Genomic DNA, 13,831 nt, shown 5'->3' on the forward strand with positions numbered 1-13,831 from the left:
ACCAATATATGGCTGATCGTCTAGTATATAAATGGATAAGATCAGACTGTGAACAGACAGCTTTTAGCTCAACCATCTTGTTACCATATACCAAATATATTACATCTAATTTATAGTAACAAGCAGTTATAGTAAATATGATATTAACAATTTTAAAAAACAGGTAAATAAAGTATCATAAAAGCAATGATGGTAGTACTTTTATTAATATTAATATTCTCATTAACAGATCATTATGAAATAATCACTAGCTTATATAACTATTATAAAAAATAAAGAGCACTTAAATAAGATAAATACAAATTCCTATATAAACTTAAATTAGTACAAATACTATTCTTTGTCTACGATATTGTACTATTTTTATCAATACTATTAAATAATATCTTTAAGGTTGTCTGGTATATACATCAATTTCGAAAATTTGCATATTTGCAAAATACATGAATTATATACTATGAATTTACAAATCTCAATAAATACCATACAAAGCCGAGGCTATGCCTTAGTCTATAAAGGCAGTACATGTTACATATATAGTTTTGCGGATCAACACCTTGTATTGCCACTGAAAAGCATGGGGCAGGTGCCGTCAGGAACGTTAGATACTATATTTCGTTCTGGCTACACACCAAAAGCCACCTCTTATGATACCGCTTGCCAGAAATCCAGGGAAGTATCTCCACTAACAGTCGTGTTAGAGAAACAAGGTGGTCAGTTATGGGGGCGTATCGAGCAAAAAGGGCTGTTAGCAGTTGTCTCTGGAAGCACCCGTGAAGCAATTGCCAAAAAGCTGAGTTTACAATTGAAGGAGTTCACGACCTACCTCCATACGCAAGACCGCACGCAAAAGGTCATTCCAGATGATTTCGTATTTGATTATCGATATGACCTAACTCTTCTGAGAGAGCTTTTTCAACAATTCAGAATTACCTACTTGGCTGAACAAACTAATATCTCGCAAGAGCTATTAAGCCAATTTATGACAAATAAACAATATCCTTCTACTCAGCAGGCCCAACAAATAGAAGCATTAATTCAGCAATTTGGTCGTGATATGCTCAATTTTTCATTGCTTTAAAATAGCAAACGGCACATAAAAAAAGCTCCCGTTAGATATAGAAGCTTTTCTTATGTGCCGTTTGTATTCCTATCAATGGAGGTTTACCATTGGCTCGCTGGTTGGGCTTTTGCCTGACCACTGAGCTTTACAGCCTGTGTGTTAACAGCCATTTTATTTAATGACAAATAAATGACTTTAACGGCTCCTTCAATACGTTGCCATCCTTGTTCGCTCCGCAAATCTATACCAACCATTGTATGGTTGTTCTGGGCCTGAATAGTCAAATATGATAGGGCCCCAAGCATAACCGCTGAAATTGCCTGCGTGTCTGGACCCTCTATAAATGAAAGTTGGTTAACCAAACGAGTCAATTCATCATCCTGTGCTTTACTAATTACGTCAGCAGTGGGATCATTTTCAATGACGTTTGCCTTCAATACCTCACGAGCAGCTTTCGAGGTTCGCATGTAGCGAAACATCTGAATTGCCTGCCGATACCAGACCTTCGCCAGATCGTCCTGATGCATTGGACGAATTTGATCCAGCATTGCTGGAGTGAAACGGGGGAACATTCGTCCCGCTCGGACATAATATTCCATTAACCCATCTAATCCACCAAAATAGCGATAGATAAGCACTTTGCTGATACCTGCCTTTTCGGCGATTTGATTGATTCTGGCTCCCTCGAGACCTTGCTCAGCCAGTACATCCTCAAGAGCGTTAACGATGCGCTGTGTGGTCTCTGCGCGATTTCTTCTAATTTTTTCCATCTATAATCTGAGCCAACTTAGATATATACTGCTAATGTAGAAGTTATAGTTAACAAAAAGTCACCTTAAAATAACTTTTTATTTTAAGTATTCTATTATAACTAACTAGCTTCAGCAAAATTATAATTGATAACAGTCTGACAATTAAATAGTTAACATTCATTATTAAGCCAACTTGTATCCTTGTAGAGTTTACGTATCATTGTGGTGATAATGGCTATTTCTATTAGAAAAAAAGATAACAATAAGGCTATTTATACCACATTATATGTACTGTTGCTTTATCTTATCAGTTTATTTACTTGAGGGAAATTGTAAATCTTACTAGTAGGAATTACTCTAAAGCTCTATTTATTGTTCAGAATCATGTCGCTCATTCTTTCCCTCGATACATCCACTACAGCCTGTTCCGTTGCTCTGCACCGAAGTAACAGCCCGACTAGTGGCGCATTACTTGGCTGCTACGAACTATTTACAGAGCGGACTTCCTCAGCGATGCTCACTACACTTATTAGCGACGTTATATCTCAGGCTGGCTACAAATTAGCTCAGTTAGATGCTATCGCCGTAGCCAAAGGACCAGGATCATACACGGGGTTGCGCATTGGTGTCTCAACGGCAAAAGGACTTTGTTTTGCCTTAGATAAACCGCTGTTGGCCATTAACACCTTAACCGCAATGGCTGAACAGATCCGTTCATATTTCTCAACTGAACACTTGCTCTGTCCAATGATTGATGCCAGACGAATGGAAGTCTATTGCGCGCTTTATGACACCGCCGGCCGGGAAGTCCAAAAAACATCTGCCAAAATCATTGATGAACAATCGTTTGGTAACTGGCTGGAGCAAAAGCCGGTTGTCTTTTTCGGCGATGGGGCGGCAAAATGCCGCGCAATTATAGGTACTCACCCTAATGCCATTTTCCCGGATGTGAACATATTGCCTTCAGCCCGGACGGTTGGGCAATTAGCACTATCAGCCTTTACTCAGAGCCAGTTCGAGAATATAGCCACTTTTGAGCCATTTTATCTGAAAGATTTCATGGCTATACCATCTAAAAAGACATTATTTTAGTCAGCAAGAAAGCCGTTAGAATTGGATGACTGCGTTGATAACGTGATAATGTGGCGTTTTTCTCCTTATTTCGCCCCGGCAACTATCTAACTATCTCCTCCACTCGTGCAGATTATCGTTGATATTGGTAATACCGACGCCGTTTTCGGACTTTACAACTTAACAACCTGGCAATACATCTGGCGGACACCCGCCCGGCTTGATGAGCCAACCCAATCGTACGAGCGTCGCCTAAGACTCTGGTTACTAGAGGTAGGCATTTCACTAAGTTCTATAGAAACGACTGTTTTGAGCAGCGTCGTGCCCGATTTGACGCCCACTATGCGGACTATGCTGGCTGAATTATTCGGATTTGAACCCGTGGTAGTAGGACCCGATATTTACCCGCTCTTACCTATCCAGATTATACGTCCGCACGAAATTGGGGCTGACCTAGTCGCTAATGCACTGGCAGCTTATACTCGCTACCGACGTACTTGTACTGTAGTGGATTTTGGTACGGCCCTAACGTTCACAACCGTGTCAGGTACGGGTAAACTACTTGGCGTGGCTATTGCACCAGGTCTTAAAACAGCCATTCGGTCGTTGTTTGCCAACACAGCACAACTGCCCGAAGTGCCAATTGAAGTGCCCTCATCTGCACTCGGCACCAGCACCACCCACGCTATTCAGGCGGGCGTAGTGTTAGGCTACGAAGGATTGGTACGCTCACTGGTTGGTCGGATTCAGGCTGAACTAAACGGCGACTGTATAGCCGTAGCCACTGGTGGTTTGTCGGGTCGTATTCCTTCTTTGCACGACGTGTTTACCGACGTAGTGCCATCTCTGACACTGGATGGAATCCGATTAATTGGCGAACTAGTAACAGCTTCGCAGAAAACAGTTTCGCAAAAATAAACGTATGTCAGAGCAGCCCGGTTACCCCTCCGTTTGGTTTGCTAATTCATCATCAGCCGAATCTGGACTTCGCTTCTTTCGTTTACGTAACGCATCACTAAGCAAATATTCAATTTGGCCATTCACACTTCGAAATTCTTCCTGTGCCCACCGTTCTAGTTCCTTCAGCGTTTCGGGTTGAATCCGTAAGACAAATGCTTTTTTTTCAGCAGCCATAAAAAAGGAGGATACAGAAAAAACTAAAGAAAAGAACGAGGGATTGCCTAAAGCATCCCTGCCCCTCTTCCCTTTAGTTTTTTTCTGCTTTAGTTGTATAATGTTCCTGCATTGATAACTGGGCTAACTGACTTTTCGCCACACAGTACGACAAGCAGGTTGCTTACCATAGACGCTTTTCGCTCCTCATCCAGCGCAATTACGCCATTTTTTTCAAGGCGTTCCAAAGCCATTTCAACCATTCCAACGGCCCCCTCAACAATTAGCCGACGGGCGGCTATCATAGCCGATGCCTGTTGACGTTGTAACATTGCCCCGGCAATTTCGGATGAATACGCTAAGTGACTAACGCGGGCTTCAATAATATCGACTCCTGCCCGTTCGAGCCGCTCATTTAATTCCTGTTCCAGAAACATATTAATCTGGCCGGTACTATCGCGCAGTGTTACCGACGAGGTTTCGTCTTCCATATGGTCATACGCGTAGGAATTGGCCAATTTCCGTACGGCTGCTTCGGACTGAATCTGCACGAAATTCACGTAGTTGTCAACCTCAAATAACGCTTTAGCTGTGTCTTTCACCTGCCAAACCACTACAGCCGCAATTTCAACGGGATTACCCATTTTGTCATTGACCTTCAGGGTTTGCCCGTTCAGGTTACGGGCGCGCAGGCTGATCTTTGTTTTATTATAGAGCGGATTCACCCACTGTAGGCCCGTTTCTTTAATAGATCCGACGTAGTCGCCAAAAAAGGTAGCGGTCATTCCTTCCTTCGGATAAATAATGACGATGCCTTTTAGAATGAAAAAACCGATAAATATTAGTAAAAGACCTGGAATAGGACCGTACTCTGCGAATAGCGTAAAAAAAGCAACACCAGCTAAACCAAAACACAACAAGGCAACTAATAAAAACAGGTAACCGGAAACGGACGTAAGCTTTTTCTCCTGCATGACCGTAAAAGTTAGTTCAGATAAGTAATATCATTTTGATATCACAATGATAGATAGTAATTCTGTCACTTCGTAATAAATTGGTAGAACGGTCTGGCAACTCCACCAACGGCTTCTTTACCTGTATCACTATAAAGGCCAATCCTTTTCACTATTTTTGCCCCCTCAAAATACTGGTCGGCTTGCTGGCTGACCGACTCATTGACTATCATGCAGCTGAGTGAACAGGAAATAAATCGCCGACAAAAGCGCGAAGAATTAATGCGGATGGGTATTGACCCCTACCCTGCCGAGCTATTTGACGTAAACACGACCATCGCCGATATTCGGGCGGCTTTTCAGCCGGATGGCCCTGGCTCAGATATTGAACCGGAACAGGATCTCTCCGGCGACGAACGCTGGGGTAATGTTCAACTGGCCGGGCGGCTCATGGGCTTTCGCATCATGGGTAGTGCTTCCTTTGCCGAAATGCAGGACTCAACGGGACGGCTACAACTTTATTTCCGACGCGATGACCTTTGCCCCGGCGAGGACAAAACGCTCTATAACACGGTCTTCAAAAAACTACTGGACATTGGTGACATCGTTGGTATCCGGGGTAATGTTTTCTCCACCAAAACCGGCGAATTGTCGGTCTACGTTCGGGAGTTCAAAATCCTGAATAAGTCATTGCGCCCCCTACCGGTAGTGAAGGAAGTCGTGAACGAGAAAGGCGAAAAGGAAACCTATGATGCCTTTACGGACCCCGAACAACGATATCGTCAACGCTATGTTGACCTGATCGTGAACCCGCAGGTACGCGATGTCTTTGTGAAACGGTCTAAGCTGGTCAATTCGATTCGGCAGTTTCTGAGCGAGAAAGGTTATCTGGAGGTTGAAACGCCTATTTTGCAACCCATTCATGGCGGAGCAGCCGCGCGGCCTTTCCGTACGCACCACAACTCCCTCGACATGACGCTGTACATGCGTATTGCCAACGAGTTGTACCTGAAACGATTAATTGTTGGGGGGTATGACGGGGTATTTGAGTTCGCTAAAGATTTCAGGAACGAGGGCATGGACCGTACCCACAACCCCGAATTTACGCAGGTTGAGTTTTACGTTGCCTACAAGGATTATCTCTGGATGATGGACACCATTGAGGAGATGGTGGAGAAAGTAGCCTTGGATGTAGCGGGCACCACAAAGGTTACCGTTGGTGAAAATATTATTGATTTTAAGCGCCCCTGGAAACGGCTTACCATGTTCGAAGCCATTCAGGAATATACGGGTGTAGATGTTTCGGCAATGGACGAAGCCGACTTGCGGCAGGTAGCTGAACAACGAGGTATTCGAGTAGATAGCACAATGGGCAAATCGAAGTTGATCGATGAGTTATTCGGTGATGCCTGCGAGCCTAACCTGATACAGCCGACGTTTATTACCGACTACCCCGTTGAGATGTCGCCATTAACCAAGAAGCACCGTACTAAACCCGGTTTGGTAGAACGATTCGAGGCTATTTGTAATGGGAAGGAAATTGCCAATGCTTACTCCGAGCTAAACGACCCTATCGACCAGCGCGAGCGTTTTGAGGAACAATTGCGCCTGGCCGAACGGGGCGACGAAGAAGCGATGGCCTTGGACGAAGATTTCCTGCGGGCACTCGAATACGGTATGCCACCAACGGCGGGTGTAGGTTTGGGTATCGACCGTCTGGCTATGATCATGACCAATCAGGCTTCTATTCAGGATGTCCTGTTTTTCCCACAGATGCGCCCTGAGAAGAAGCAGGAGCAATCGGACGAGAGCGATTTCGTTGCGGCTGGTGTTGCGGTGGAATGGATTCCGGCCGTGCAGAAACTGGGCTTTCTAACCGTAGACCAACTCCGGGCGGCTAATCCCAACAAACTGTTTAACGACTTAGGTGGTGTACGCAAGAAGTTGAAGCTGGAAGCCAAAATGCCAACACTCGATGAGGTCAAAAGCTGGCTAGAGCTTTAGTATAATGGCGTCCGGTTCTTGAACCTGCGAAGCCTCCACTAACTAATAACCCGCACCTGAATATCAGGTGCGGGTTATTCTTTTCTGTTCAGACGTTCCGGGGCTCAATAGCCCGATTCTATTTTTTTCACCTTTACGGCGTTTAGTCCTTTTTTGCCGTCAACCACTTCAAACTGAACCCGGTCTTTCTCTCGAAGGGTAATACCGTTCAGACCGGTAATATGGACGAAGATGTCCCGGTTGGTATCGTCTTCAACAATGAATCCGTAACCTTTACTTTCGTTAAAGAATTTTACTACACCTGTTTGCATAAAACTTAAACAATTTAACAATTAAACACTTAAGGGAGCAGTTGATAACAAAAATCGTGAATTTGACAGTAGAGTGTCCTAGCGAGTAAGATACTTAGCTGGAAATCAGCGACATTTGTTAACTATAAAGGCGAGAACAGCATTTGTAAGCTATCAACGGCGTCACGACACAAAGAAAAGAAAAATGTTGTGACTTCAAGTAGATTACCCCCACTTTTTCGATATTTTCGTTAAGTTTATATTGACTTTTTGTGCAAACGGCAAACAATCTATTAAATGAAGCCGTTAGTATCCCTTGATTGCAGTAAACATTTACAAATACGCTTCGCAAGCTAAAGACATGAATAAAATCAGGTATTTCGTTGAAAGTCAGGCATTTGGTGTCTGTTCCCGGCTGGGCGAGAAAATGAGTATTTCAGCCAGTAGCATTCGACTCTATTTCATTTACACCTCATTTCTAACGCTCGGCTCACCCGTTATTCTGTATCTTATCCTGGCATTCTGGATGGAGATGAGCAAACATCTGCGCCGACACGCCCACCCGACTATCTGGGAATTATAGGAAGAGTAAACTATAGGATGTCGTAAACTGGCGAAAATAACACAGGCTATATCATACATTACAAATCTCTTTGAACGTCTTTTTACCCTCCGCAAAGTATTGCCAGACGATACTACGCGGATACAAATGCACCTTGGTCGTTTGTTGGGTTTGCAGCAGTCTCCGCTGGCGGTAGAGTCGCGGTAGTTGACCGTAAAAGGCAAAGTGAGCCCGCAGAATTGCCCAAACATCACGCCATTGCCCGACTTTCAGAAATAATAAAGACGACAGTCCGTCGAGTACCAAACGCAGTAAAATCTTAGGCCATAACCAGTTATCGGCAGGCCAGTTCTTATAAAGCATGAACAGGCTATTGCGGTAGTTCAGGTAGGTTTTGTGCGGATTGGATTTATGGAGTGTGCCCCCACCGACATGATACACCGTCGATTGCCCACAGGCCCAGACTTCATAACCAAGCCGCTGTATACGCCAGCACCAGTCAATCTCTTCCATGTGTGCAAAAAACGACGCGTCGAAGCCTCCGGTCTGATGAAACACCTCGGCCCGAACGAATAGACAAGCTCCCGTAGCCCAGAATACGCGTCGGTTATCGTCATACTGCCCATTGTCCGTCTCGAACGTAGCGAAAACCCGCCCTCGACAGAAAACGTAGCCTAACCAATCGACAAAGCCACCGGCGGCTCCCGCATGTTCAAATAAGTCGCGCTGGCTATAGGATCGAATTTTGGGCTGGCAGGCAGCAATTTGCGGATTAGCGTTTAAAAGGGCCAGCACGGGTGATAACCAGCCGGGCGTTACTTCAATATCCGAGTTAGGCAGGGCATAGTAGGTAGCACCTCCATAATGTGTTCGAATATAGTCGAGGGCCAGATTATAGCCGCCAGCGTAGCCATCGTTGCGGGGAAGCTCAATAACGCGAACGGTGGGGAAAGTAGCCTTGAGAAACGATACCGATGAATCCACAGAGGCACTATCGGCTACGTAAACCGGGTGACCATCGGCGTTGGCAAGTACCGCAGGAAGGAATTTGGCTAAAAACGGTTGCCCGTTGTAATTAAGAATAACAATGGCAAGGGTATCCACTAATTAAGTCTACAGGTTGTAAAGTTGCACCGGAGACATGAACCGACTGGCGGCACAATCCCGGTACAAACTTACGAACTCTTTATTGCATCAGCCCATCCAGATTCAGGCCGGGGATGTTTGGCAATAACCCTTCGGTAGCCTGACGCAGCTGCTCACGGGCTTTCGTCTCTACATTGCTCAGTGCTTTATTCGTAGCGGCCACAATGAGATCCTGCAACATCTCCCGGTCATCAGGCTTTATTAGATCGGGGTCGATGTCAATTTTCAGGACATTTTTCAGCCCGTTAACGGTCACTTTAACTAAACCCGCCCCCGCTTCACCCGTTTCGGTAATGGCGCTGAGGTTTTCCTGGGCATCTTTCATTCGGGACTGAACTTCCTTCATCTTCCCGAACATATCCATCATGTTCATATTTGACTAGGTAATTGGTAACGGGACCGCCCGCGCGGTTGATACGATTAGCAAGTAGTACTTGCCTCAGCAACTTACTGACTTTATCGTATTAATAACAACGCGCCGGTACGAACAGTTTTCAAACCGGTCAAGTCTACGACCTCAATGCGGTACATATACTGCCCGGCGGGTGCCAGTTGCCCATTACTGGTACCATCCCAGCCTTTAGTTTTATTCGTTGCACTAAATACAACTTCTCCCCAGCGATTGTAAATATTCATCAAGAACTGGTCAACGTAAATTCCTTTGGCCAGAAATTCTTCATTCACACCATCGCCATTGGGCGTAAACGCATCCGGTACCAGAATTTTGGCTTCGCGCCGGAAAGTAAAAAAATTGGAGTAGCTAATCGTACCACCACTTGAGACAGCGATTACCCGGTATTTCTGCGATTGCAGGTTGGGGTCGTCTGGATCGGGTTCGTAATGAGTGTTGCTGCCAACCTGAATCTCACGCTTCGTACCATTCAGCGAGTCGATTACTTCCAGCGTGTAGTTATCTACTGACTCCGGCGCGAATGGAGGCTCAGCATTCCAGTCGATGCCAGTGGGCGATTTCGAGTCCAGAAATACAGTGCAAACTACCTTCGATGGTGACGATGTTAGACCACAACTGGTCTGATAAGTGACTTGATAGCAGTACGAACCAGCCGATGCATTAGCATTATCGTCGGTAAATGTACTTTTCCGGTCGAGGGCAGCAACAGCCTGGAAACTTCCCGACGGACCGGATGCTCGGCTCACGATCATGGTATAACTATCCGTTGGGCCAATGGTGGTTGGTGGCGTTGTAATTAATCGCGGACGGCCATTTTCGATAGAGACGATAACACTCCCCACATCGCCCGGCTTATCGCCGTTAATACCAACTGCACAAGCTTGATTTGATTTAATTGTAGTTGGCCCGACAGTAGCTTCGATGTTATAGCAATATTGCGTGCCGCAAACAATCGTGTTAGCGTCGGGATAAGTGCCCGTGCTTTGGTTTGTTATAGTGCCGCCAATGGGTGAGTTGCTACGGGTAAGCCGGTAGTATCGAAACTGAGCTGTTGCCGATATTGTACCGGCATAAGGTTGCCAGCTCAGGTCATTCTGTTTGTTGGTGGCTTTAGCATCCAGAACCAGACTGCATACTTCATCAGATTTTGCCGTTGAGCTATTGCAGGCATCCTGAGCTACTACTTGAAAACACTGCACTTGTTTGGCATTTGTCTGAACGGTAAATGTACCTGCTCCCGTACCGTTTTGACCTGTTGCCGTAAACGTCCCATTTACTTTCTGGTAAAGTTGGACCGAAACTCCTGTACTGGCCTGATACTTGAGTTCAATAGAGTTGTCGCTGGTGGTAGTTAATGTCGTAATAATCGGTGGGGTGGCAGCAGCTAACAGAGTAATTGTTTGAGGGGTTTCATCGCTTCCACATGTAGAAGAATTAACAGTATTATATACCCCCTGAACAGTTACGGTGACATTATTATAACTTGGATTGTACGTATGGGCAGGACCAGCCAGCATATCTGCCCGGCTTTTATACTCAGGGGGGCTATCGCCCCACCGAATAACATATGTATCATACTGGCCTAACGTTGAGGCATCGACCGTTATAGTTGCCCTGCGGCCCAAACAAGCTTGCGCAGTAAACTTAATGGGATCGACAGGAAGAACGGTAACGGTCTGGCAGGCTAGTGCCCTCAATCCATTTATAGTGCCTACTTGTAATATAGTATAAGTACCAGCTTTAGTGTACTGAAAACTCGGCCCTGATTCATTATTGGTTGGAATTCCTTTGCCGTCATATTCCTTTATATACCCAATATTCGCCAAACCAGCGGGAACACCACCTGTAACCGTTACAGCTGATCCAACACACACTCTTACTTTGTCCAGAGTAAACCCACCCTTGGCCGCTCCCTGAGGGTTCACACAATAATTGTTATTTGGATCTTGAGCGAATGAATGATTGAGTAAAGAAGAAAGAACAAGTATCAATCCAGTCAACCATCCGGTCTTCACCCTAGCTTCAGGAGGCCACAATCGTAAAATTCGCACGAAGAGTAAATTTTTATCGTTCGTATACACAAGTCGTTTCTATTCTTTGGAAACGGCTTCAGCGGACATTTTCGCGTCCAGCGAAACGTATCTTTCTTAAAATCAGTTTTCAGTTTAAATCGAACTGGGTAACTGCCTACCAAAGATACTTGGACTGACACGCATCAACCAAAAAGATGAGCAATAATAGTACCAATTCTGAAACTACTCCCGAAGATATGGGAAGTACCATTGAGCCCTCCCCCATTCGGCTAGACCGCATCGAAGACGCCATTGCCGACATTAAGGCGGGCAAAATTGTGCTGGTAGTGGATGATGAAGACCGCGAAAATGAAGGTGATATGATCTGCGCAGCCGAGATGATTACGCCCGAAATGGTTAATTTCATGGTTCGCGAAGCACGTGGTCTTATGTGCGCTCCGCTCACCCAGGAACGCTGCGATGAGTTGGGATTGGCTATGATGGTGAGTAGCAACACGTCTGTTCATACAACACCATTTACAGTATCGGTCGATTTACTGGGGAATGGTTGCACAACCGGTATTTCAGCTTCCGACCGTTCCAAAACAATTCAGGCACTGGTTGACCCTAGCACTATGCCCGACGATTTGGGCAGACCTGGGCACATTTTTCCGCTACGAGCCGTTGAAGGCGGAGTTATCCGTCGGGCGGGCCATACCGAAGCCGCCGTTGATTTGGCCCGGTTAGCGGGTTTGTCACCGGCAGGTGTACTCATTGAGGTGCTGAACGAAGATGGCACAATGGCCCGGCTTCCGCAACTGCGCATACTGGCCGACCGCTTTGGCATGAAGCTCGTTAGTATTCAGGATTTGATAGAATACAGACTCCGCACGGAATCACTGATTCGGCGCGAAATCGGTGTTGATATGCCGACCAAGTGGGGCCATTTCGACCTGATTGCCTATAAACAAAGCAACACCGGCGATACACACCTTGCGCTCATAAAAGGCACATGGACACCGAATGAGCCCGTGTTGGTACGTGTTCACTCGTCCTGCGTTACGGGCGATATTTTCGGTTCGTGCCGTTGCGATTGCGGAGAGCAGCTTCATACCGCCATGAAATTAATTGAAACTGAAGGCAAAGGTGTGGTAGTCTACATGTTTCAGGAGGGACGTGGCATTGGATTGATCAACAAACTGAAGGCGTATAAACTTCAGGAAATGGGCCGCGATACGGTTGAGGCTAACCTCGACCTGGGCCTGCCAATGGATGCCCGCGACTATGGTGTAGGGGCGCAAATTCTGCGTGACCTCGGCATACGTAAACTTCGGCTTATTTCGAATAATCCCAAAAAACGGGCAGGTTTAATGGGCTACGGGCTGGAGATTGTGGATACAGTACCCGTTGAGATCCCATCGAATCCGCACAATGAACGCTATTTGCGAACAAAGCGCGACAAAATGGGTCATACCATTATGAACGAGCCGGTTAATGAGGAACAATAACCACCCATAAAACTCAACAGCGATGAACAAGCAGTCGTTTAAAGACTTAATTAACGGCGATAAACCGGTCCTGGTGGACTTCTACGCCGATTGGTGCGGGCCTTGCAAACAGCAGGCCCCTATTCTGAAACAACTTACGGAGCGCGCAGGCGACAAAGTACGCGTCGTTAAAATCGACGTAGACAAAGCTCAAGCGGCTGCCCAGCAATATCAGGTTCGGAGCATTCCAACGATGATAATGTTTAAAGATGGCAAGATTGTCTGGCGGCAGTCAGGCGTTCAGCCGCTGAATACACTAGAGGGTTTGGTGAAGCAGTTTGGTGGGTGAAACCAATAATAATTTAACACAGAAACGGGGCACGCTCAAAATAAGCGTGCCCCGTTTCTGTGTTAAATTATTCATTTTGATGTTTGCGCTAACCCAAAACTTTTCAGGTTTGTAAGCGCCGTCACATTAATAATTTTCCACTGACCATCAAGTTTCTCAAGTGTTCTTGATTCCTTCGATGTCGTTTTGCCATGACTGTCGATGAGTGTCTGATCGTAGGCAACAAAAGCCATATTACCGTTCTGATGAATCGTATAGTTTGAATTTCGCACGGCGACCTTATCCGATATTTTTGAGCTTTTAAACTGGCTGGCAAACTGTTTCTCCAGCTTATTCCAGCCTTTCACCAGCATAAAATCTCCTCCATACAGGTTGGCCGCAAAATGAATGTAAGGTGTATGTGCCCATGCATTCGACCATTCTGCTTTGTCACGCTTAAAAAAGCCTTCAGTTTCGCTACGCAACACACGCTTGATAGCCTCGTTGTCGGCTTGGGCCCAACCAAAAATGACGGTACTCAACACTAAAGCGGTTACTAAAAGTGACGTTTTCATGACCGTAAGAAAGTTGATTCAACGGTCAAGGTAAAAAAGTAGGTTATAATAAACAAATATTAT

General features: G+C 45.6%; 16 protein-coding genes. 7 read left to right on the top strand and 9 right to left on the bottom strand.

The window, feature by feature from the left end:
• Positions 1-457 precede the first annotated feature (457 nt).
• Positions 458-1,081 carry a hypothetical protein gene (locus tag ACFS25_RS23445; protein ID WP_381505849.1) on the top strand — a complete coding sequence of 208 codons (624 nt, stop codon included), beginning with the start codon at positions 458-460 and terminating at the stop codon, positions 1,079-1,081.
• 83 nt (positions 1,082-1,164) lie between these two features.
• Here ACFS25_RS23445 and ACFS25_RS23450 read toward each other — a convergent pair whose 3' ends face one another.
• Positions 1,165-1,833, bottom strand: a complete 669-nt coding sequence (locus ACFS25_RS23450; RefSeq protein ID WP_381505852.1) for a TetR/AcrR family transcriptional regulator — start codon at positions 1,831-1,833, stop codon at positions 1,165-1,167.
• Positions 1,834-2,199: 366 nt separating this feature from the next.
• On the opposite strand from ACFS25_RS23450, the gene tsaB reads away from it, so the two are divergent.
• A complete protein-coding gene (tsaB, locus tag ACFS25_RS23455) occupies positions 2,200-2,907 on the top strand; it encodes a tRNA (adenosine(37)-N6)-threonylcarbamoyltransferase complex dimerization subunit type 1 TsaB (RefSeq protein ID WP_381505854.1) in 708 nt (235 codons plus the stop codon).
• Positions 2,908-3,012: 105 nt separating this feature from the next.
• Positions 3,013-3,804 carry a type III pantothenate kinase gene (locus ACFS25_RS23460; protein WP_381505855.1) on the top strand — a complete coding sequence of 264 codons (792 nt, stop codon included), beginning with the start codon at positions 3,013-3,015 and terminating at the stop codon, positions 3,802-3,804.
• 21 nt (positions 3,805-3,825) lie between these two features.
• Here the strand turns inward: ACFS25_RS23460 and ACFS25_RS23465 are convergent, their stop codons facing one another.
• The 3 genes from ACFS25_RS23465 to ACFS25_RS23475 form a co-directional block, all read right to left on the bottom strand.
• Positions 3,826-4,020, bottom strand: a complete 195-nt coding sequence (locus tag ACFS25_RS23465) for a ribbon-helix-helix domain-containing protein (protein WP_381505858.1) — start codon at positions 4,018-4,020, stop codon at positions 3,826-3,828.
• Positions 4,021-4,109: 89 nt separating this feature from the next.
• Complete coding sequence (locus ACFS25_RS23470) at positions 4,110-4,973, bottom strand: SPFH domain-containing protein (RefSeq protein ID WP_381505860.1); 864 nt, start codon at positions 4,971-4,973, stop codon at positions 4,110-4,112.
• Positions 4,974-5,038: 65 nt separating this feature from the next.
• Positions 5,039-5,185, bottom strand: a complete 147-nt coding sequence (locus ACFS25_RS23475) for a hypothetical protein (protein ID WP_381505861.1) — start codon at positions 5,183-5,185, stop codon at positions 5,039-5,041.
• Between ACFS25_RS23475 and lysS the strand changes: the two genes are divergently transcribed.
• Entirely contained in the window at positions 5,184-6,956 is a 1,773-nt protein-coding gene (gene lysS, locus ACFS25_RS23480; protein ID WP_381505863.1) for a lysine--tRNA ligase, read from the top strand. The genes ACFS25_RS23475 and lysS overlap by 2 nt on opposite strands.
• A 104-nt stretch (positions 6,957-7,060) precedes the next feature.
• Here the strand turns inward: lysS and ACFS25_RS23485 are convergent, their stop codons facing one another.
• Entirely contained in the window at positions 7,061-7,267 is a 207-nt protein-coding gene (locus tag ACFS25_RS23485) for a cold-shock protein (protein ID WP_381505866.1), read from the bottom strand.
• Positions 7,268-7,607: 340 nt separating this feature from the next.
• On the opposite strand from ACFS25_RS23485, the gene ACFS25_RS23490 reads away from it, so the two are divergent.
• A complete protein-coding gene (locus tag ACFS25_RS23490) occupies positions 7,608-7,829 on the top strand; it encodes a PspC domain-containing protein (RefSeq protein ID WP_381505868.1) in 222 nt (73 codons plus the stop codon).
• A gap of 51 nt (positions 7,830-7,880) precedes the next feature.
• Here ACFS25_RS23490 and ACFS25_RS23495 read toward each other — a convergent pair whose 3' ends face one another.
• From ACFS25_RS23495 to ACFS25_RS23505, 3 genes are all read right to left on the bottom strand, one after another.
• Positions 7,881-8,912 carry a glycosyltransferase family 2 protein gene (locus tag ACFS25_RS23495; RefSeq protein ID WP_381505870.1) on the bottom strand — a complete coding sequence of 344 codons (1,032 nt, stop codon included), beginning with the start codon at positions 8,910-8,912 and terminating at the stop codon, positions 7,881-7,883.
• Positions 8,913-8,994: 82 nt separating this feature from the next.
• A complete protein-coding gene (locus tag ACFS25_RS23500; protein ID WP_381505873.1) occupies positions 8,995-9,327 on the bottom strand; it encodes a YbaB/EbfC family nucleoid-associated protein in 333 nt (110 codons plus the stop codon).
• A gap of 83 nt (positions 9,328-9,410) precedes the next feature.
• Positions 9,411-11,291, bottom strand: a complete 1,881-nt coding sequence (locus tag ACFS25_RS23505; protein WP_381505876.1) for a gliding motility-associated C-terminal domain-containing protein — start codon at positions 11,289-11,291, stop codon at positions 9,411-9,413.
• Between the two features lie 302 nt (positions 11,292-11,593).
• Between ACFS25_RS23505 and ACFS25_RS23510 the strand changes: the two genes are divergently transcribed.
• Positions 11,594-12,886, top strand: coding sequence for a bifunctional 3,4-dihydroxy-2-butanone-4-phosphate synthase/GTP cyclohydrolase II (locus ACFS25_RS23510; RefSeq protein WP_381505879.1), 1,293 nt, complete (start codon positions 11,594-11,596; stop codon positions 12,884-12,886).
• A gap of 22 nt (positions 12,887-12,908) precedes the next feature.
• A complete protein-coding gene (trxA, locus tag ACFS25_RS23515; RefSeq protein WP_381505881.1) occupies positions 12,909-13,214 on the top strand; it encodes a thioredoxin in 306 nt (101 codons plus the stop codon).
• Positions 13,215-13,285: 71 nt separating this feature from the next.
• Here the strand turns inward: trxA and ACFS25_RS23520 are convergent, their stop codons facing one another.
• A complete protein-coding gene (locus tag ACFS25_RS23520) occupies positions 13,286-13,768 on the bottom strand; it encodes a Cif family virulence factor (RefSeq protein WP_381505883.1) in 483 nt (160 codons plus the stop codon).
• Between the last annotated feature and the right edge of the window lie 63 nt (positions 13,769-13,831).

Origin of the sequence: Spirosoma flavum, assembly GCF_042686045.1 — a bacterium.
GTDB lineage: Bacteria > Bacteroidota > Bacteroidia > Cytophagales > Spirosomataceae > Spirosoma > Spirosoma flavum.